19 protein-coding genes, 3 tRNA genes and 1 pseudogene are annotated in these 17,678 nt (G+C 70.7%); 6 read left to right on the top strand and 17 right to left on the bottom strand.

All coding sequences use genetic code 11. From position 1 onward, the window contains the following. Nucleotides 1-81: 81 nt before the first annotated feature. The 6 genes from J7E91_RS03570 to J7E91_RS03545 form a co-directional block, all read right to left on the bottom strand. Complete coding sequence (locus tag J7E91_RS03570) at nt 82-1,137, bottom strand: UDP-N-acetylmuramate dehydrogenase (RefSeq protein ID WP_214899057.1); 1,056 nt, start codon at nt 1,135-1,137, stop codon at nt 82-84. A gap of 57 nt (nt 1,138-1,194) precedes the next feature. Next, nucleotides 1,195-1,623 (bottom strand): MaoC family dehydratase, encoded by a 429-nt coding sequence (locus J7E91_RS03565; protein ID WP_214899056.1) that lies wholly within the window; start codon nt 1,621-1,623, stop codon nt 1,195-1,197. Beyond that, on the bottom strand, nt 1,623-2,075 hold the full coding sequence (locus J7E91_RS03560) for a MaoC family dehydratase N-terminal domain-containing protein (RefSeq protein WP_214899054.1): 453 nt from the start codon (nt 2,073-2,075) through the stop codon (nt 1,623-1,625). The genes J7E91_RS03565 and J7E91_RS03560 overlap by 1 nt, the downstream gene beginning before the upstream one ends. Before the next feature lie 93 nt (nt 2,076-2,168). Beyond that, nucleotides 2,169-2,333, bottom strand: a complete 165-nt coding sequence (gene rpmG / locus J7E91_RS03555; RefSeq protein ID WP_003956487.1) for a 50S ribosomal protein L33 — start codon at nt 2,331-2,333, stop codon at nt 2,169-2,171. A gap of 88 nt (nt 2,334-2,421) precedes the next feature. Continuing rightward, nucleotides 2,422-2,494: transfer RNA gene (locus tag J7E91_RS03550), tRNA-Met, on the bottom strand. A gap of 48 nt (nt 2,495-2,542) precedes the next feature. After that, a tRNA-Thr gene (locus tag J7E91_RS03545) sits at nt 2,543-2,615 on the bottom strand. 218 nt (nt 2,616-2,833) lie between these two features. Between J7E91_RS03545 and J7E91_RS03540 the strand changes: the two genes are divergently transcribed. After that, complete coding sequence (locus J7E91_RS03540) at nt 2,834-4,093, top strand: amidohydrolase family protein (RefSeq protein WP_214899052.1); 1,260 nt, start codon at nt 2,834-2,836, stop codon at nt 4,091-4,093. A 54-nt stretch (nt 4,094-4,147) separates the two neighbouring features. Then, complete coding sequence (locus J7E91_RS03535; RefSeq protein WP_214899049.1) at nt 4,148-4,804, top strand: SDR family oxidoreductase; 657 nt, start codon at nt 4,148-4,150, stop codon at nt 4,802-4,804. A gap of 99 nt (nt 4,805-4,903) precedes the next feature. On the opposite strand, the gene J7E91_RS03530 is transcribed toward J7E91_RS03535, so the two are convergent. Then, nucleotides 4,904-4,985 (bottom strand) — tRNA-Tyr (locus J7E91_RS03530). A 224-nt stretch (nt 4,986-5,209) separates the two neighbouring features. On the opposite strand from J7E91_RS03530, the gene J7E91_RS03525 reads away from it, so the two are divergent. From J7E91_RS03525 to J7E91_RS03510, 4 genes are all read left to right on the top strand, one after another. After that, complete coding sequence (locus tag J7E91_RS03525) at nt 5,210-5,698, top strand: YajQ family cyclic di-GMP-binding protein (protein ID WP_028812401.1); 489 nt, start codon at nt 5,210-5,212, stop codon at nt 5,696-5,698. Nucleotides 5,699-5,852: 154 nt separating this feature from the next. Further along, the gene (locus tag J7E91_RS03520; protein WP_214899047.1) at nt 5,853-6,371 is read left to right on the top strand and encodes a methylated-DNA--[protein]-cysteine S-methyltransferase; all 519 of its coding nucleotides are present in this window, start codon (nt 5,853-5,855) and stop codon (nt 6,369-6,371) included. Then, a complete protein-coding gene (locus tag J7E91_RS03515; protein WP_214899045.1) occupies nt 6,368-7,030 on the top strand; it encodes an alpha-ketoglutarate-dependent dioxygenase AlkB in 663 nt (220 codons plus the stop codon). The genes J7E91_RS03520 and J7E91_RS03515 overlap by 4 nt, the downstream gene beginning before the upstream one ends. Before the next feature lie 49 nt (nt 7,031-7,079). Then, nucleotides 7,080-8,306, top strand: coding sequence for an APC family permease (locus tag J7E91_RS03510; RefSeq protein ID WP_214899043.1), 1,227 nt, complete (start codon nt 7,080-7,082; stop codon nt 8,304-8,306). A 33-nt stretch (nt 8,307-8,339) separates the two neighbouring features. On the opposite strand, the gene J7E91_RS03505 is transcribed toward J7E91_RS03510, so the two are convergent. The 10 genes and pseudogenes from J7E91_RS03505 to J7E91_RS03460 form a co-directional block, all read right to left on the bottom strand. Further along, the gene (locus J7E91_RS03505; protein ID WP_214899041.1) at nt 8,340-8,732 is read right to left on the bottom strand and encodes a YccF domain-containing protein; all 393 of its coding nucleotides are present in this window, start codon (nt 8,730-8,732) and stop codon (nt 8,340-8,342) included. Then, nucleotides 8,729-9,592 (bottom strand): zinc metalloprotease HtpX, encoded by an 864-nt coding sequence (gene htpX / locus J7E91_RS03500; RefSeq protein WP_214899039.1) that lies wholly within the window; start codon nt 9,590-9,592, stop codon nt 8,729-8,731. The genes J7E91_RS03505 and htpX overlap by 4 nt, the downstream gene beginning before the upstream one ends. A 144-nt stretch (nt 9,593-9,736) precedes the next feature. Then, a complete protein-coding gene (locus tag J7E91_RS03495) occupies nt 9,737-11,245 on the bottom strand; it encodes an NADH-quinone oxidoreductase subunit N (protein WP_214899037.1) in 1,509 nt (502 codons plus the stop codon). After that, nucleotides 11,242-12,801, bottom strand: a complete 1,560-nt coding sequence (locus J7E91_RS03490; protein ID WP_214899201.1) for an NADH-quinone oxidoreductase subunit M — start codon at nt 12,799-12,801, stop codon at nt 11,242-11,244. Before J7E91_RS03490 ends, J7E91_RS03495 begins: the two co-directional genes overlap by 4 nt. A gap of 27 nt (nt 12,802-12,828) precedes the next feature. Beyond that, a complete protein-coding gene (locus tag J7E91_RS03485) occupies nt 12,829-14,862 on the bottom strand; it encodes an NADH-quinone oxidoreductase subunit L (RefSeq protein ID WP_214899035.1) in 2,034 nt (677 codons plus the stop codon). Further along, on the bottom strand, nt 14,859-15,248 hold the full coding sequence (gene nuoK / locus J7E91_RS03480) for an NADH-quinone oxidoreductase subunit NuoK (protein WP_251015136.1): 390 nt from the start codon (nt 15,246-15,248) through the stop codon (nt 14,859-14,861). The genes J7E91_RS03485 and nuoK overlap by 4 nt, the downstream gene beginning before the upstream one ends. Beyond that, nucleotides 15,248-15,808 (bottom strand): NADH-quinone oxidoreductase subunit J, encoded by a 561-nt coding sequence (locus J7E91_RS03475; RefSeq protein WP_214899033.1) that lies wholly within the window; start codon nt 15,806-15,808, stop codon nt 15,248-15,250. The genes nuoK and J7E91_RS03475 overlap by 1 nt, the downstream gene beginning before the upstream one ends. Then, the gene (locus tag J7E91_RS03470) at nt 15,805-16,401 is read right to left on the bottom strand and encodes an NADH-quinone oxidoreductase subunit I (RefSeq protein ID WP_214899031.1); all 597 of its coding nucleotides are present in this window, start codon (nt 16,399-16,401) and stop codon (nt 15,805-15,807) included. The genes J7E91_RS03475 and J7E91_RS03470 overlap by 4 nt, the downstream gene beginning before the upstream one ends. Next, nucleotides 16,401-17,369 (bottom strand): complex I subunit 1 family protein, encoded by a 969-nt coding sequence (locus J7E91_RS03465; RefSeq protein ID WP_214899029.1) that lies wholly within the window; start codon nt 17,367-17,369, stop codon nt 16,401-16,403. Before J7E91_RS03465 ends, J7E91_RS03470 begins: the two co-directional genes overlap by 1 nt. Continuing rightward, a pseudogene (locus J7E91_RS03460) lies at nt 17,366-17,678 on the bottom strand (NADH-quinone oxidoreductase subunit C); the annotation flags it as partial. The pseudogene J7E91_RS03460 and the gene J7E91_RS03465, both read right to left, overlap by 4 nt.

Here is a 17,678-nt window from a genome sequence, read left to right as displayed (position 1 = left end):
GTCCGGCGTTTGAGGGCCGGGGGCTGGGGCAGCGCCCCAGTTCGGGGAGGCGGGTGGGGGAAAGCGCCGCAGGCGGCCCAGTTACAGGGCGACGCCCACTGTCACCGGCTCGTTCACCAGGGTCACTCCGAACGCCTCGCGGACGCCGTCGACCACCTCGCGCGCGAGCGCCAGCAGGTCCTCGGTCGTGGCTTCGCCGCGGTTGGTCAGGGCCAGCGTGTGCTTGGTGGAGATACGGGCCGGGCCCGCCCCGTACCCCTTCGTGAAGCCCGCCTTGTCGATCAGCCAGGCCGCCGAGGTCTTGGTCATGCCGTCGCCCGCCGGGAACGCCGGCGGCGTCACATCGGCGCCGAGGCGCTCCTGGGCGCGGGCGAGGAAGGCGGCGTACTCCTCGCCCGTGAGGATCGGGTTGGTGAAGAAGGAGCCCGCCGACCACGTGTCGTGGTCCTCCGGGTCCAGGACCATGCCCTTGCCCGCGCGCAGCTTCAGCACGGTCTCGCGGGCGACGGCGGCCGGCACCCGGTCGCCGGCCTCGACGCCCAGGGTGCGCGCGGTCTCGGGGTACTTGATCGGCGCCGAGAGGCCGTCCGCGTCCTCCAGCGTGAAGCGGACACGCAGGACCACGAAGCGGTCCGGGTGCTGCTTGAAGCGGCTGTGGCGGTACGAGAAGTCGCACTCGGCGGCCGGGATGGTGACCGTCTCGCCCGCTCGGCGGTCGTAGGCGACGACCTCGGTGATGACGCTGGACACTTCCTGGCCGTACGCCCCGACGTTCTGGATCGGCGTCGCGCCGGCCGAGCCGGGGATGCCGGCGAGGCACTCGATGCCCGCGAGGCCCGCCTCGACGGTGCGGGTGACGGCGTCGGTCCACACCTCGCCGGCGGCCAGCTCCAGCGACGTACCGTCCAGGTGGAAGCCGGTGGTCGCGATGCGCAGGGCGGTGCCGTCGAAGCCCTTGTCGCCGATGACCAGGTTGCTTCCGCCGCCGATGACGAGCAGCGGCGTGCCGGCCGCGTCGGCCTCGCGAACTGCGGCGATCACCTCGTCGTCGGTGGTGGCCGTGACGAGACGGGTCGCGGGACCGCCGAGCCGGAAGGTGGTCAGGGGGGCGAGGGGGGCATCATGGAGTTCCTGCACGGGGACAAGCGTACGGGGCGCCTCCGACAGCCAGAGGCGCCCCGTGGCGGCGTACCGTCAGGCGAGCTGGACCACGGCGCGGGACATGCCGAGGACCTTCTGCCCGGCGCTCATCGCCGTCAGGTCCACGCGGACCCGGTTGTCCTCCAGCAGCACGGCGACCTTGGCGCTGACCTCGATCAGCGCGCCCTTGTCGTCGTTCGGGACTATGACCGGCTTCGTGAAGCGCACGCCGTACTCGACGACGGCGGCCGGGTCGCCCACCCAGTCGGTGACCACCCGGATCGCCTCGGCCATGGTGAACATGCCGTGCGCGATCACGTTCGGCAGCCCGACCTCGGTGGCGAACTTCTCGTTCCAGTGGATCGGGTTGAAGTCGCCGGAGGCGCCCGCGTACCGCACGAGCGTGGCGCGTGTCACGGGAAAGGACCGTGCCGGCAGCTCGGTGCCGACCTCGACGTCCGTGTAAGAGATCTTCGCCGCCATCACGCCTCCTCGGCCGCGCGTGCGACGAGCTTCGTCCACGCCGTCACCACATGCTCGCCGGACTCGTCGTGGACGTCACCGCGGATGTCCAGGATGTCGTTGCCGGCCATCGACTTGACCGCCTCTATGGTCGAGGTGACCGACAGCCGGTCCCCCGCACGCACCGGGCGCTTGTACGCGAACTTCTGGTCGCCGTGCACCACCCGGCTGTAGTCCAGACCGAGCTGCGGGTCCTCGATGACCTGTCCAGCCGCCTTGAAGGTGATGGCGAAGACAAAGGTCGGCGGTGCGATCACATCGGAGTGACCGAGTGCCTTGGCGGCTTCCGGATCGGTGTACGCGGGATTGGTGTCGCCCACTGCCTCGGCGAACTCCCGGATCTTCTCCCGGCCGACCTCGTACGGTGCGGTGGGCGGATAGGCCCGCCCCACGAAGGACTGGTCGAGCGCCATGGACTCGTACCTCCTGATGCCTGATGTATTGACTGAAGCAAACGACGCGAGGCCGCCCCCGAAGTGGGGACGGCCTCGCATACGAGCCTGTGTTTAGCGGGTTTCGCGGTGCGCGGTGTGCGAGTTGCAGCGCGGGCAGTGCTTCTTCATCTCAAGACGGTCCGGGTTGTTACGCCGGTTCTTCTTGGTGATGTAGTTCCGCTCCTTGCACTCCACGCAGGCCAGCGTGATCTTCGGGCGGACGTCGGTGGCAGCCACGTGAGTGCTCCTTGGACGGACGGTTGACGGATGAACGCATAAAAGAGTAGCCGATCGAAGGACCGACCCCACAATCGGCTACCGTGTGTAGCGGTGACCGGACTTGAACCGGTGACACAGCGATTATGAGCCGCTTGCTCTACCGACTGAGCTACACCGCTTTGATGTCCGGATCCCCCCGCCCGAAGGCGGGGATCACCGATCACCAGAGCCCCAATACGGAATCGAACCGTAGACCTTCTCCTTACCATGGAGACGCTCTACCGACTGAGCTATTGGGGCGAGCGATGAAGACATTACACGGTCGCCCGCCGATCGCCCAAATCCGTTTCCCGCACCCCTTCACCTGCCCACCACAGCAGTCCCGTACGCCACTCGTGACCCACACCGGTACGACTATTTCGCTCCTCCTCGAAGGCTGGTTTAAGGCCCCCTAGGCTCGACTCACGCTGCGTGATCTTGATCTTGATCTTGCACGCCCCAGCCGCACCAGGAGCCCGATGTCCGACAGCCAGCCGCAGCCGCCGCGTTCGTCCGGCGGCCCCCCGGGGAACAGCGACGGCTTGCCCAGCGCCGACAGCACCACGCTCCTGCTGTGCGCGGCCCGTCTCACCGACGGCCGCACTGTGGACGTACGGCTCAGCGGCGGCCGCATCGAGGCCGTCGGAACCGCGGGCAGTCTCCCGGGCGTGGGCGCGCGCGTGGACCTCGGCGGCCATCTCCTGCTCCCGGCTCCCGCCGAACCGCACGCCCACAGTGACACCGCTCTCACCGCCGACGCCGGCGGCCCCGTCTCGTACAGCACCCAGGACGTCCAGCGCCGCACCACCGAGGCCGCGTTGCTGCAGCTGGGGCACGGTGCGACCGCGGTGCGCTCGCACGTACGGATCGGGGGCGTGCAGGGACTGCGGTCCATGGAGGCGGTGCTCCAGGCCCGGCGCTCGCTGCGCGGGCTGGCCGATCTGACCGCCGTGGCCGTTCCACGGCTGCTGACCGGGGTGGCGGGCGCCGACGGGCTCGCCATGCTGCGGGACGCCGTGAAGATGGGCGCCGGTGTGGTGGGCGGCTGCCCGGACCTCGACCCCGACCCGGCCGGATACACGGAGGCGGTCCTGGAGATCGCCGCCGAGCACGGCTGCCCCGTGGACCTCCATACGGAGGGTGACGATCCGGCCCGGCTGGCACGGCTCGCGGCGATGGCCGGCGGGCTGCGGCCCGGCGTCACCATCGGGCCGTGCGCCGGGCTCTCCCGGCTCCCCCTGGAGGCCGCGACGCGCGCGGCCGGGCAGTTGGCCGCCGCCGGCGTGACCGTGGTGTGCCTGCCGCAGGGCGACTGCTGCGGGGTGGAGCGGCGGGGCGGCGGACCGGCTCCGGTACGGCTGTTGCGGGCGGCCGGGGTGAGGGTGGCGGCGGGCAGCGGGGCGCTGCGGGACGTGGCCAATCCGGTGGGGCGCGGGGACCCGCTGGAGGCGGCCTATCTGCTGGCCTCGCAGGGCGGGATGCGGGCCGCGGACGCGTACGGGGCGGTGAGTTCGGCGGCGCGGGAAGCCATGGGGCTGCCCGAGGTGCGGGTGGAGGCGGGCTTTCCGGCCGAGCTGGTCGCCGTACGCGGGGACCGGATCGCGGGCGTGCTGTCCCTGGCGTACAGCCGGGTCGTCATCCACCGCGGGCGGGTCGTGGCCCGTACCAGCGCGGTCCGCGAGTACTGCGACTCGGCGGCCGCCGTCGCGCTCGACCTGCCGCGGCAGGGGCGGGGCTGAACTCCGGCTCCCCGGCGTGGGCACGCGTGCGCCGGTGAGCGTACGGTCGGAAACATGCGCATTGTCATCGCGGGTGGACATGGTCAGATCGCGCTGCGGCTGGAGCGGTTGCTCGCCGCGCGCGGGTACGAAGTCGCGGGCGTCATCCGCGACTCCCGGCAGAGCGAGGATCTGCGGGCGGTGGGCGCCGAACCGGTCGTACTGGACCTGGAGTCGGCCTCTGTCGATCAGGTCGCCGAGGTGCTGCGGGGCGCCGACGCCGTCGTGTTCGCGGCGGGCGCGGGACCCGGAAGCGGCACCGAGCGCAAGGACACGGTGGACCGGGGCGCGGCCGTGCTCTTCGCGGACGCGGCGGAGCGGGCCGGCGTACGCCGCTATCTCGTCGTGTCCTCGATGGGCGCCGACGCCGAACGGGCGGGTGACGAGGTGTTCGACGCGTATCTGCGCGCCAAGGGGGCGGCTGACGCGGACGTACGCTCGCGGGCCGGTCTGGACTGGACGGTCCTGCGGCCGGGCAGCCTGACCAACGACGCGGGCACCGGGCTCGTGTCGCTCGGGGTCTCGACGGGGCGTGGTCCCGTGCCGCGCGACGACGTGGCGGCGGTCCTGGCCGAGCTGCTGGAGACGCCGTCGACCGCGGGCCTGACGCTGGAGTTGATCAGCGGATCCGTACCGGTCACCGTCGCCGTGAAGGACGTCGCCGGTAATTGATGCGGCCGGTTACGGATCCCGGCCGGTTGTGGATCCGTATGAACGAGAAAACCCCCTCCGGGCTGCGTTTCTGCAGTCCGGAGGGGGTCTCCCTACCTGTGGCGGCGCCAGGATTCGAACCTGGGAAGGCTAAGCCGGCGGATTTACAGTCCGCTCCCATTGGCCACTCGGGCACACCGCCATGGGATGTCGCCTTGGGACGACCGCCTGGGCGGTTGTTCCGTGGCAACGACGTAAACGATACCCGATACCCAGGGGTGCTTCGCCACTGGATTGATCAGCGCCCGGGGCGGGTGCGGGTGGCTAGGCTTTACGGGAGCGGCCCGGACGCCCGGCCGCGCACGCTGCCCGGTGAGGCACCTGGTACCGGTGCCCCCGTCCCCCGATCACAAGGAGCCACAGGACATGGCCGACTCCAGTTTCGACATCGTCTCGAAGGTCGAGCGGCAGGAGGTCGACAACGCCCTCAACCAGGCCGCGAAGGAGATCTCGCAGCGCTACGACTTCAAGAACGTCGGTGCCTCGATCGATTGGTCCGGCGAGAAGATCCTGATGCAGGCCAACTCCGAGGAGCGGGTCAAGGCCATCCTCGACGTCTTCGAGACCAAGCTGGTCAAGCGCGGGATCTCGCTCAAGGTGCTGGACGCCGGCGAGCCGCAGCTGTCCGGCAAGGAGTACAAGATCTTCGCGTCCATCGAGGAGGGCATCTCCCAGGACAACGCCAAGAAGGTGGCGAAGATCATCCGCGACGAGGGTCCCAAGGGCGTCAAGGCGCAGGTCCAGGGTGACGAGCTTCGGGTCAGCTCGAAGAGCCGTGACGACCTGCAGGCCGTGCAGGCGCTGCTGAAGGGCAAGGACTTCGACTTCGCGCTGCAGTTCGTGAACTACCGCTGACCGCTGGTCGCCGCGACGGTGGTTCGCGTCGGGACGGGGGTGGAGGCGGCTCGGTCGGCTCCACCCCCGTCGCGATGTCCGGATCCCGCCAGCCGGAGCGGTCGCGGCGGCGCAGACTCGTGGTGACGGGACGTACCGCGAAGGGAAGGAAGCCATGACGCTCTACGCGACCATGGACAGCCCACTGGGCGAGCTGCTGCTGGTCGGTGAGGAGTCCGCGACCGCCACCGGTGGCACGGCGCTGGCCTCGTTGTCGGTGCCCGGGCAGAAGGGCGGGGTCGCCGTCGAGGACGTACCGGGCGCGTGGCGGCGCGATGCCGGGGCCTTCGAGGAAATCGCGCGGCAGGTACGGGCGTACTTCGGCGGGGAACTGACGCGCTTCGACGTCGAGTACGCCGCCGGTGTCGGTACGGATTTCCAGCGGCGGGTGTGGGACGCCCTGGAGACGATTCCGTACGGCACTACGACGTCGTACGGGAAGCTCGCGGAGCGGATCGGGGTCTCGCGGGCGGGGGTGCGGGCGCTGGGGACGGCGATCGGACGTAATCCGCTGCTCGTCGTGCGGCCGTGCCACCGGGTGATCGGGGCGGACGGCTCGCTGACCGGGTACGCGGGCGGGCTGGAGCGCAAGCGGCGGCTGCTGGAGCTCGAGGGAGCCGGGGCGCGGCCGTGAACGGCCTCTTTCCCCGGGAGCGGGCGCAGGTCGCGCCGGGGGCTGTGCATGTGCCCGGGTGGCTGTCGGTGGACGAGCAGCGGGAGCTGGTCGTGGCCTGCCGGGAGTGGGCGCGCGGTCCGGTGCCGATCCGGCATACGCGGCTGCCGAACGGCGGGGTGATGTCGGTGCGGACGGTGTGCGTGGGGTGGCACTGGCAGCCGTACCGGTACACGCGCACCGCGGACGACGTGAACGGTGCGCCGGTCGCGGAGTTTCCCGAGTGGCTGGCGGAGCTGGGGAGGCGGGCGGTGGCGGACGCGTACGGGGGTGCCGGTCCGTGGCGGGCTGCGGAGTACGCCCCCGACACCGCGCTGGTCAACTTCTACGACGGCGACGCGAAGATGGGCATGCACCAGGACAAGGACGAGCGGTCCGAGGCTCCTGTGGTGTCGCTGAGCATCGGTGATTCGTGTGTCTTCCGGTTCGGCAGTACGGAGGGGCGCGGGCGGCCGTACACCGATGTGGAGCTGGCGTCGGGGGATCTCTTTGTGTTCGGGGGGCCTTCCCGCTTCGCGTACCACGGGGTGCCGAAGGTGCTGCCGGGGACGGGTGATCCGGCGACCGGGATGCCGGGCGGGCGGCTCAACATCACGCTGCGGGAGACGGGGCTGGGGTAGCTCGGGCCGGGTGGCTCAGCAGCCCGGGTGACTCAGTAGGGTGCGGCGCATGACACGGGAACTGCGCCGGACGCTCGGGGTCTTCGATGCGGTCGTGATCGGGCTCGGGGCGATGGTCGGGGCCGGGATCTTCGTCGCGCTCGCGCCGGCGGCGCGGGCGGCCGGTTCCGGGACGCTGCTGCTGGCGGGGCTGGCGCTGGCCGCTGTGGTGGCGTACTGCAATGCGATGGCCTCCGCGCGGCTGGCAGCCCTCTATCCGGCCTCCGGCGGGACCTATGTGTACGGGCGGGAGCGGCTCGGGCCCTTCTGGGGGTATCTCGCCGGCTGGGGTTTCGTGGTGGGGAAGACCGCCTCGTGCGCCGCTATGGCGCTGGCGGTCGGGGCGTATGTGTGGCCGGAGCAGGCGCATTTGGTGGCGGTGGGTGCGGTGGTCGTGCTGACTGCCGTCAACTACGGGGGCGTTCAGAAGTCGGCCTGGCTCACGCGGGCGATCGTGGGTGTGGTGCTGGCGGTTCTGGTGGGCGTTGTGGTGGTTTGCCTGGGGGCGAGTGGCCCCTCGCTGGGGTCTGGGCCCGGTGGTTTGCCCGGTGGGGTGCTTCAGGCGGCGGGGCTGCTCTTCTTCGCGTTCGCCGGGTACGCGCGGATCGCGACGCTGGGGGAAGAGGTGCGCGATCCGGCACGTACGATCCCGCGCGCGGTTCCCTTGGCGCTGGGGATCGCGCTGGTGGTGTACGCGTGCGTGGCGGTCGCGGTGGTGTCGGTGCTGGGGGCCGGGGAACTGGCGTCCTCTGCCGCGCCGTTGGCGGACGCGGTGCGGGCGGCGGGGGTGGGGGAGCTGGCGCCCGTGGTGCGGGTCGGGGCGGCTGTGGCGGCGCTCGGCTCGCTGCTGGCGCTGATCCTCGGGGTGTCGCGTACGACGCTGGCGATGGCGCGGGACGGGCATCTGCCGAGGGCCTTGGCCGCCGTACATCCGCGGTTTCAGGTGCCGCACCGGGCCGAGTTGGTGGTGGGGGCGGTTGTTGCCGCGGTGGCCGCGGTGGGCGATGTGCGGGAGGCCATTGGGTTTTCGTCGTTCGGGGTGCTGGCTTACTACGCCGTGGCCAATGCGTCTGCCTGGACGCTGGGCAGGCGTGGGCGCGTTGTGGCCGGGGGCGGGCTTGTGGGGTGCGTGGTGCTGGCGTTCTCGCTGCCGGTGTCTTCGGTGGTGGCGGGGGCGGCGGTGCTCGCTGCGGGGGCGGGGGTGTACGCGTGGCGCGTACGTGCGGGGGGTCGGTGACGCACCGGGGCGTCTCCGAGCCTCTCGCGTTCGCTAGCGGGCTGTGAAGGGCTGGTCCGTTGGGACGATTTCGCGGCCCAGGGGGAGCAGCGAGATGGGGATCATCTTGAAGTTGGCTATGCCGAACGGGATGCCGATGATCGTGACGCACAGCGCGATGCCCGTGACGATGTGACTCAGCGCCAGCCACCAGCCCGCGAGGATCAGCCACAGGACGTTGCCCACAAAGGAGGGCGCTCCCGCGTCGCGTCGCTCTGTTGTGGTGTAGCCGAACGGCCAGAGGGCGTAGACGCCGATACGGAATGACGCCAGGCCGAAGGGGATGCCGATGATCGTGACGCAGAGGAGTACGCCGGCGAGGAGGTAGCCGAGGAAGAGCCAGAAGCCGCTCAGGACCAGCCATATGAGGTTCAGGATTGTCTTCACGGGCGGTGACCTGCCATCTGCTCGAGTCGGGCGATGCGTTCCGCCATCGGCGGGTGGGTGGAGAAGAGCTTCGCGGCTCCCTGTCCGGGGCGGAACGGGTTCGCGATCATCATGTGGCTCGCGGTCTCGATGCGCGGCTCGGGAGGCAGTGGCAGCTGCTTTGTGCCGATCTCCAGCTTGCGCAGGGCGCTTGCGAGGGCGAGCGGGTCGCCGGTGAGCTGGGCTCCGGAGGCGTCCGCCTGGTACTCGCGGGAGCGGCTGACCGCGAGTTGGATGACGGAGGCGGCGAGGGGCCCGAGAATCATGATCAACAGCATGCCGAAGAGGCCCGGACCCTCGTCGTCGTCGGAGCGGCCGAACGGGATCAGCCAGGCGAAGTTGACGAGGAACATGATCACTGAGGCCAGGGCGCCGGCGACCGAGGAGATCAGGATGTCCCGGTTGTAGACGTGGCTCAGTTCGTGGCCGATGACGCCGCGCAGTTCACGCTCGTTGAGCAGTTGGAGGATGCCCTCGGTGCAGCAGACGGCGGCGTTGCGCGGGTTGCGGCCGGTCGCGAAGGCGTTGGGGGCCTGGGTGGGCGAGATGTACAGGCGGGGCATCGGCTGGCGGGCCTGGGTGGAGAGGTCGCGGACCATGCGGTACAGCTGTGGCGCCTCGAACTCGCTCACCGGGCGTGCGCGCATGGCTCGCAGGGCGAGCTTGTCGCTGTTCCAGTACGCGTAGGCGTTGGTGCCGAGTGCGACGAGAACCGCGACGATCAGGCCCGTACGGCCGAAGAAGCTGCCGATGACGATGATGAGTGCTGACAGTCCCCCGAGGAGTACGGCGGTCCTCAGCCCGTTGTGCCGGCGGTGCACGGTGCGCCCTCCAAATGGTGCGGCGGGGGAACCCCTTGCTGTGGGGGTGCTTCCACATCCAGTGGACCCTCCCTTACTGGTCAACGCCAAGCGAGGGGTGCTAGTTCCCTTGTGCTACCGGGCCGTCCGTTGGGCCATACGGGATTACTGGAAGAGGTTGCCCGTCGCGAAGCGCAGTGCCAGCTGGGGTACGCCGGACAGGGCGATGCCCAGGACGGCGGTGAGGACGATGGCGACGGTGACGGGCACGGGGACCGCGTGCCTGGGCTGCTCGCCCTCGGGGGCGCGGAAGAGGACCGCGGTCCACTGGAGGTAGTAGTAGAGCGCGATCACGACGTTCACCGCCATGACGACCGCGAGCCAGCCGAGTCCCGCGTCGACCGCCGCGGAGAAGACCGTGACCTTCGCGAAGAGGCCGATGATGCCGGGCGGCAGGCCCGCGAGGCACAGGAGGAAGAAGCCGAGCGCGAGGGCTTCCAGGGGGCGGGCCGCGTACAGGCCGCGGTAGTCGGCGATCCGGTTGAGCGGGTGCGTACGGGCCACCAGGGCGGCGACCGCGAAGGCGCCGAGGTTCACCACGGCGTACATCAGGGCGTACGCGACGGTGGAGCCGATCTGGTCGTCACTGGAGTACGCCGCCGCCGCGATCGGGACCAGGATGTAGCCGGCCTGGCCGACGGAGGACCAGGCGAGCAGGCGGACCGCGCTGTACGCGCGCGTGGCCGACTGGCGCAGGGCGGCCACATTGCCCACCGTCATGGTCAGCGCCGCCAGCACGGCGATGGCCGGGCCCCACACGTCGGCGTACGAGGGGAAGGCGATGACGGTGACCAGGATGAGGCCCGTGAAGCCGACCGCCTTGCCGATGACGGAGAGGTAGGCGGCGACCGGAAGGGGCGCTCCTACGTACGTGTCGGGGACCCAGAAGTGGAACGGGACCGCGGCCGTCTTGAAGGCGAAGCCGACGAGGGTCAGGGCGACGCCCGCCTTGGCGAGAGTGTCGAGCTGCGCCGGTACGTCGTCCAGGCGCACGGCGATCTCGGTGAGGTGCAGGGTGCCCGTCGTCGCGTACACGAAGCTGACGCCGAGCAGCATCACGGCGGTCGCCGTGACGGAGGAGAGGAAGAACTTCAGGGCCGCCTCGGAGGAGAGACGGTCGCCGCGCTTCATGCCTACCAGGGCGAAGGCGGGCAGCGACGCCACTTCGAGCGCGACGACGAGGGTGGCGAGGTCGCGGGAGGCGGGCAGCAGGGCCGCACCGGCCGCGGAGGACATCAGGAGGAACCAGAACTCGCCCGCGGGCAGCTTGTTCTTCGTCGTCTCGGTCATCGACAGGAGCGCGGTGAGCAGCGCGCCGCCGAGCACCAGGAGCTGGATGACCAGGGTGAAGTGGTCGGCCGTGTAGCTGCAGACCTCGGCGTCGGAGGTCAGGCAGAAAGTGGAGCGGTCGCCCTCGCGCAGGGGCAGGAGGGTGAGGAGCGCTGCGGCCAGACCGGCGACGGAGAGCCGGCCGAGGAGCTGCTTCTTGTTCTCGGGTACGAACAGGTCGGCGACCAGGACGATCATGCCCACCGTCGCGGTGATCGTCGGCGGGGCGATCGCCACCCAGTCGACGGACTGGACGAGGCTGGCGCTTTCGGCGGCCACGGTCACGACTTGCCTCCTGCGAGGAGCTTCTGCACGGCCGGGTCGGTGAGGCCGAGGAGGACCGCGGGCCAGAGTCCGGCGAGGACGGTGAGGGCGACGAGGGGGGTCCAGGCGGCGAATTCGTAGCCCTGGACGTCGGCGATCTTCGCCGGCTCGGGTGCTTGCTGCTGGGGTACGCCCATGCAGACGCGGCGTACGACTACGAGCAGGTACGCGGCAGTGAGCAGGGTGCCGACGCCGGCGATCGCCATGAAGGTGAGGAACGCGGGGCGGTTGAGGCCCTCTGCCGGGTCGAAGGCGCCGAACATCGTCAGCATCTCGCCCCAGAATCCGGCGAGGCCGGGGAGGCCGAGGGAGGCGACCGCGCCGAAGGCGAGGAGGCCGCCGAGGCGGGGGGCGCGGCCGTAGAGGGCCGCGCCGGTGGCGCCGGCGAGGGTGTCGAGGTCGGCGGTGCCGTAGCGGTCCTTGAGGGCGCCGACCAGGAAGAAGAGCAGGCCGGTGATCAGGCCGTGGGCGATGTTGGCGAAGAGCGCGCCGTTGACGCCGGTGGGGGTCATGGAGGCGATGCCGAGGAGGACGAAGCCCATGTGGCCGACCGAGGAGTACGCGATCAGGCGCTTGAGGTCGCCCTTGGCACCCTTGCGGGCCAGGGCGAGGCAGGCGAGGGATCCGTAGATGATGCCGACCACCGCGAAGGCGGCGAGGTAGGGCGCGAAGGTGCGCATGCCGTCGGGTGTGATGGGCAGTGCGATGCGGACGAATCCGTACGTACCCATCTTCAGCAGGACGCCCGCGAGGAGGACCGAGCCGACGGTGGGGGCTGCGGTGTGGGCGTCGGGGAGCCAGCTGTGCAGCGGCCACATCGGGGTCTTCACGGCGAGGCCGATGCCGATCGCCAGAACGGCGATGACCTGCACGGATGTCGTCAGTCCACGGCCGTTGTCAGTGGCGAGTGCCACCATGTCGAATGTGCCCGACTTCAGTCCGATGAGGAGGAGACCGAGCAGCATGACGACGGAGCCGAGCAGCGTGTAGAGGATGAACTTCCAGGCGGCGGGCTGCCGTTGGTCGCCGCCCCAGCGGGCGATCAGGAAGTACATCGGGATGAGCACCATCTCGAACGCCAGGAAGAACAGCAGGAGATCGAGGACGGCGAAGGTCGCGAGCATGCCGGATTCGAGGACCAGGACGAGGGCGACGAAGGCCTTCGGGGAGGGGCCGGAAGGCAGCTTGAAGTAGCTGTAGAGCGCGCAGAGGAAAGTCAGCAGCGCGGTCATCACGAGGAGGGGGAGCGAGATGCCGTCGATGCCGAGGTGGATCCTGACGTCGAGCGCCGGGATCCAGCTGATGTCGGTCGTGGCCTGCATCTTCGACGGGTGGTCGTGGTCGAAGCCGAGCGTGAGCGCGATGGCTGCGAGCAGGATCGCGCCGGTCACGGTCACGCCGTGGCGGAGTACGGCCTGGTGGGGGTTCTTGCCCTTCAGGCCCGGCGGGGCCGGGAGCAGGGCCGCGGCGGCGCCGAGGAGCGGGCCGACGACGATGAACGCCAGGAGGAACTGCATTACGGACGGGCTGATATCGATCACGGCTCACGCTCCGACGGCGGCGACGATGACGGCGGCGATCGCCAGGACGACGGAACCGGCGAGCAGTGCGCTGAGGTAGGTCTGCACGTTGCCGGTCTGGGCTCGGCGGACGCCCGCGCCGAGCAGGCGCGGGAGGGTGCCCGCACCGCGTACGTACGTCTCGACGACCTCGCGGTCCAGGAAGCGGACCAGCTCGGCGGCTGCCTGGACGGGCCGTACGAAGAGGGTGTGGTAGACGGCGTCGAGGTGGAAGCCGACGGCGGCGTGGCGGTGCAGCGGGCCCAGCAGGAGCCGGCCGGGGTCGGCGGGGTCGGGGGCCGACGCGATGTCGCCGTAGGCGGGGAATGGGGTATCCCCTGCTCGAACGGAGTTGAGAGCTTGGGGAAGGGTGGCGATGGCTTCCGCCTCGGAGACGGCCGGGCTGTCCTCGGGGTGGGCGGCCACGGCGCCGATCGGGGGGCGGGCGGCCATGGCCGTGGTGTGGCGCCAGGCGCCGTAGGTGACCAGTCCGCCGACGAGGGCCACGCCGGTGCCGAGGACGGCGGTGGTGACGGTCGGGGTGAGGGGGTGGCCGTCGAACCAGCCGGCGAGCCGGCCGACGGTGAGGCCGAAGGCGAGGGAGGGGATGGCGAGGAACCACAGGACGCCGTTCATGGCGACGGGCTGCTTGCCGTGAGCGGGGGCGGCGGGGCCGCGGCCCCGGAAGGCCAGCAGCCACAGGCGGGTGGCGTAGGCCGCGGTGAGGACTGCGGTGAGCAGGCCCGCGACGAGCACGGTCCAGCCGGCTCCGGAGGGCACGCCCGTGGTGTCGCCGAGGGAGGCGTGCTCGGCGGCGACGAGGACGGCTTCCTTCGAGAAGAAGCCGGCGAAGGGCGGGATCGCTGCCAGGGCGAACAGGGCGATCGTCGTCGTCCAGTACGCGTCCGGGATGCGCTTGGGCAGGCCGCTCATGCGGGACATGGCGGCGAGAGAGTTCGTGCCGGCGGCGTGGATGATCACGCCGGCGCCGAGGAAGAGGAGTGCCTTGAAGGCGCCGTGGGAGAGGAGGTGGAAGACGGCGGCGCCGCGGTCGCCGACGGCCAGGGCGCCGGTCATGTAGCCGAGCTGGCCGATCGTCGAGTACGCGAGGACGCGCTTGATGTCGTCCTGGGCGAGGGCGGCGAGGGCCGAGCCGACCATCGTGACGGCGGCCATCACGGCGAGGACGGTCAGGGCCGCGGCGGAGGCGGCGAAGACGGGGAGGAGGCGGGCCACGAAGTACACACCGGCGGCGACCATCGTCGCGGCGTGGATCAGCGCGGAGACGGGCGTGGGGCCCGCCATCGCGTCGGGCAGCCAGGTGTGCAGCGGGAACTGGGCCGACTTGCCCGCCACACCGGCCAGGAGCAGCAGGGCGATCAGGGTCGGGTGGTCGAGTCCGCCGCTGCCGACGGCGCCGAGGATGCCGGTGATCCGGAACGTACCGGCGTCGGCGGCGAGGGCGAACAGGCCGAAGAGGAAGGGGACATCGCCGAGCTTGGTGACCAGGAAGGCCTTGAGGGAGGCGGCGCGGGCTTCGGGCGTCTCCCAGTAGTGGCCGACGAGGAAGTACGAGCAGATGCCCATGATCTCCCAGCCGACCAGCAGCACCATCAGGTCGCCGGAGTAGACGACGAGCAGCATCGCGGAGGTGAAGAGGGAGATGAGGGCGGCGTACGACGGATAGCGCGGGTCGTCGCGCAGGTAGCCCGTCGAGTAGAGCTGCACGCAGGTCGCGACGACCCCGACCAGGACGGCGACGAGGACCGCGAAGCCGTCGAGGTGCAGGGCGAGGTCGATGGGGACCGAGCCGGTGGGGGTCAGCTGCGTCGAGGCGTCGATCGGCCCGTCACCGCCCTGGCGTACGGCGACGACGGCGGCGAGCACGGCGGCCGCCACGGTCGGCAGTACGGCCAGGGGCCGGACGAATCCGGGCGCGGTGCGGCCGAGCAGCAGGCCGGCGGCGGCGCCGAGGAACGGAAGGAGGGGGACGAGGACGGCGAGGGTCGTGGTCGTCACGCGGCGGCCTCAGCCTTCTGTGCGGCCTCTTGTGCGGCCTTCTGTGCCATGGCGGAAGCCGCTTCTTCGTCGGCGGCCGGGCCTTCGGCGGTGTCGCGGAGTCTGTCGATGTCCGCGGTGCCGCGGTTGCGGTAGACCATCAGGACGATCGACAGGCCGATGCCGATCTCCGCCGCGGCGATGGCGATGGTGAACAGGGTGAGTGCCTGGCCGGTGTGGAGGGTGTCGCGCAGCCAGACGTCGAAGGCGACCAGGTTGAGGTTGACGGCGTTGAGCATCAGCTCGACGGACATCAGGACCAGGATCGCGTTGCGGCGCGCGAGCACTCCGTACAGACCGGTGCAGAAGAGGAGGGCTGCGAGCACGGCGGGATAGGCGAGGTGCATCAGCGCTGCTCCTTGTCGCTGTCGCTCTTGCGGGAGAGGACGATCGCGCCGACGAGGGCGGCGAGCAGCAGGACCGAGAGCGCCTCGAAGGGCAGCACCCAGTGCTGGAAGAGGATCTCGCCGGTCACCCTCGTCGAGCCCTGGGACGGTCCGTCCAGGTCGATCCACTGGGTGCGGAACGCGTCCACGACCACCCAGACGAGTGCGGCCGCCGCGGCGACGGCCACCACGAGGGCGGCCCAGCGGTTGCCCGAGTCGGCGTCCGGGGAGCGGCCGATGGGCGCCTTGGTGAGCATCAGCCCGAAGAGGAGGAGGACGACCACGGAACCGACGTAGATCAGGACCTGTACCCAGGCGACGAACTCGGCCGTCAGCAGGAGGTACTCGACGGCGAGGCCGCCGAGTGCCACGACCAGCCAGAGGGCGGCGTGCACCAGCTGCTTGGTGGTGACGGTGACGACGGCCGCGCCGAGGGTGACGATGCCGACGAGAAGGAAGGCGATCTCGACGCCGGTCGGGGAGAGGAAGCCCTGCTCGGCGGCTGCGGCGAGGTGGCTCATTCGGCGGGCCCCTCGTCTTCCTGCTGGGCGGGCTGTTCCTGGGCGGCTTGTTCCTGGGCGGCCTGTTCCTGGGCGGCTGCGAGCTTGTCGGCGGCCTTGCGGGCAGCCGCGATCTCCTTGGGCTCCTCGGCGCCCGGGTCCAGGGCGGGCGGCTCGGGCACCGTCCACATCCACTCGCGGAGCTTGTCCCGCTCGTGGGTGAGTTCGTGGATGTCGGTCTCGGCGTACTCGAACTCCGGGGACCAGAAGAGCGCGTCGAAAGGACAGACCTCGATGCAGATACCGCAGTACATGCAGAGCGAGAAGTCGATCGCGAAGCGGTCGAGGACGTTACGGCTGCGCTCGCGGCCACCGGGGACGGCCGCCGGGACCGTCTCCTTGTGCGAGTCGATGTAGATGCACCAGTCGGGGCACTCGCGGGCGCAGAGCATGCAGACCGTGCAGTTCTCCTCGAACAGGCCGATCACGCCGCGCGTGCGGGGCGGGAGTTCGGGCTGGGTGTCCGGGTACTGCGCGGTGACGGTCTTCTTCGTCATCGTGCGGAGCGTGACGGCCAGGCCCTTGGCGAGGCCCGAACCTGGGATCGGAGGCATTACTGGATCGCCACCTTCACGATGCCGGTGAGCGCGATCTGCGCGAGAGCGAGCGGGATGAGTACGGTCCAGGCGAGCTTCTGAAGCTGGTCCTCGCGAAGGCGCGGGTAGGTCACGCGCAGCCAGATGACGCCGAACGCGAGGATCGCGGTCTTCAGGAGCGTCCAGACCCAGCCGAGGCCGTCCGCGCCCCAGGGGCCGTGCCAGCCGCCGAGGAACAGGACGGTGGTCAGACCGCAGAGGACGACGATTCCGGCGTACTCCGCGAGCAGGAACAGCGCGAAGCGCAGACCCGTGTACTCGGTGTACGCGCCGAAGATGATCTCGGAGTCGGCGACCGGCATGTCGAAGGGCGGTCGCTGGAGTTCGGCGAGGCCGGCGACGAAGAAGACGATGGCGCCGACGATCTGCCACGGCAGCCACCACCATTCGAAGGCGTTCAGGATGCCGGGGAGCGATACGGTGCCGGCCGCCATCGCCACGGAGGCGGCGGCGAGCAGCATCGGCAGTTCGTACGCGAGCAACTGGGCGGCGGTGCGCAGGCCGCCGAGGAGGGAGAACTTGTTGGCCGAGGCCCAGCCCGCCATGAGCGAGCCGAGCACTCCGACGCCCATGACCGCGAGCACGAAGAAGATGCCCGCGTCGATGACCTGGCCGACCGCGCCCTCGCTCGGGCCGATCGGGATCGCGACGAGCACGAGGAGGTAGGGGAGGAGCGCGACGGCGGGCGCGAGCTGGAAGATACGGCGGTCGGCGTTGGCCGGGACGATGTCTTCCTTCTGCGCGAACTTCACGCCGTCGGCGACGAGCTGAGCCCAGCCGTGGAAGCCACCCGCGTACATGGGGCCGAGGCGGCCCTGCATGTGGGCCATCACCTTGTGCTCGGTCTGCCCCACGACGAGCGGCATGACCATGAACACGGCGAAGACGATGACCAGGCGGAAGGCGACATCGAGTACGTCGTTCACGCGTTGTCGCTCCCTCGGTCCGGGCCTGGGGTGGCGCCGGTCGCGCCCTCGCCGTCGGCGGAGCCGTCGGCCTGCCGGCCGGGCTCCTTGGCAGCGGCCGCGTCGCCGCCCACGGCTTCGTCGGCGGCTGCATCGGCGGCTGCCGCCGCGTCGGCCTCTGTGTCCGCGGAGGCGCCCGTCCTGGTCGCGGCCTCGCTCTCCGCCTGAGCTTCCTCGTCCCGGAACGCGGGACGCGGGTGGTGCCACGGCGCGTCCGCGCTGCGCGCGGGCACCGCCGGGGCGGGCCGGGCGGACCCCGCAGCCGGCGGG

Origin of the sequence: Streptomyces sp. ISL-99 (genome assembly GCF_018614005.1) — a bacterium.
Lineage (GTDB): Bacteria > Actinomycetota > Actinomycetes > Streptomycetales > Streptomycetaceae > Streptomyces > Streptomyces flavidovirens.
Note: the sequence above shows the minus strand (reverse complement) of the source record. Positions and strands in the feature narration are given on the sequence as shown.

Bases quoted from the DNA above. Each gene is read 5' to 3' on its own strand.
- J7E91_RS03475 (WP_214899033.1), bottom strand. From the start codon at position 15,808: ATGAGCCACCTCGCCGCAGCCGCCGAGCAGGGCTTCCTCTCCCCGACC.
- J7E91_RS03565 (WP_214899056.1), bottom strand. From the start codon at position 1,623: ATGGCGGCGAAGATCTCTTACACGGACGTCGAGGTCGGCACCGAGCTG.
- J7E91_RS03470 (WP_214899031.1), bottom strand. From the start codon at position 16,401: ATGCCTCCGATCCCAGGTTCGGGCCTCGCCAAGGGCCTGGCCGTCACG.
- nuoK (WP_251015136.1), bottom strand. From the start codon at position 15,248: ATGCACCTCGCCTATCCCGCCGTGCTCGCAGCCCTCCTCTTCTGCACC.
- J7E91_RS03535 (WP_214899049.1), top strand. From the start codon at position 4,148: ATGCGCATTGTCATCGCGGGTGGACATGGTCAGATCGCGCTGCGGCTG.
- J7E91_RS03490 (WP_214899201.1), bottom strand. From the start codon at position 12,801: ATGCAGTTCCTCCTGGCGTTCATCGTCGTCGGCCCGCTCCTCGGCGCC.
- J7E91_RS03510 (WP_214899043.1), top strand. From the start codon at position 7,080: ATGACACGGGAACTGCGCCGGACGCTCGGGGTCTTCGATGCGGTCGTG.
- J7E91_RS03525 (WP_028812401.1), top strand. From the start codon at position 5,210: ATGGCCGACTCCAGTTTCGACATCGTCTCGAAGGTCGAGCGGCAGGAG.
- J7E91_RS03540 (WP_214899052.1), top strand. From the start codon at position 2,834: ATGTCCGACAGCCAGCCGCAGCCGCCGCGTTCGTCCGGCGGCCCCCCG.
- J7E91_RS03560 (WP_214899054.1), bottom strand. From the start codon at position 2,075: ATGGCGCTCGACCAGTCCTTCGTGGGGCGGGCCTATCCGCCCACCGCA.
- J7E91_RS03520 (WP_214899047.1), top strand. From the start codon at position 5,853: ATGACGCTCTACGCGACCATGGACAGCCCACTGGGCGAGCTGCTGCTG.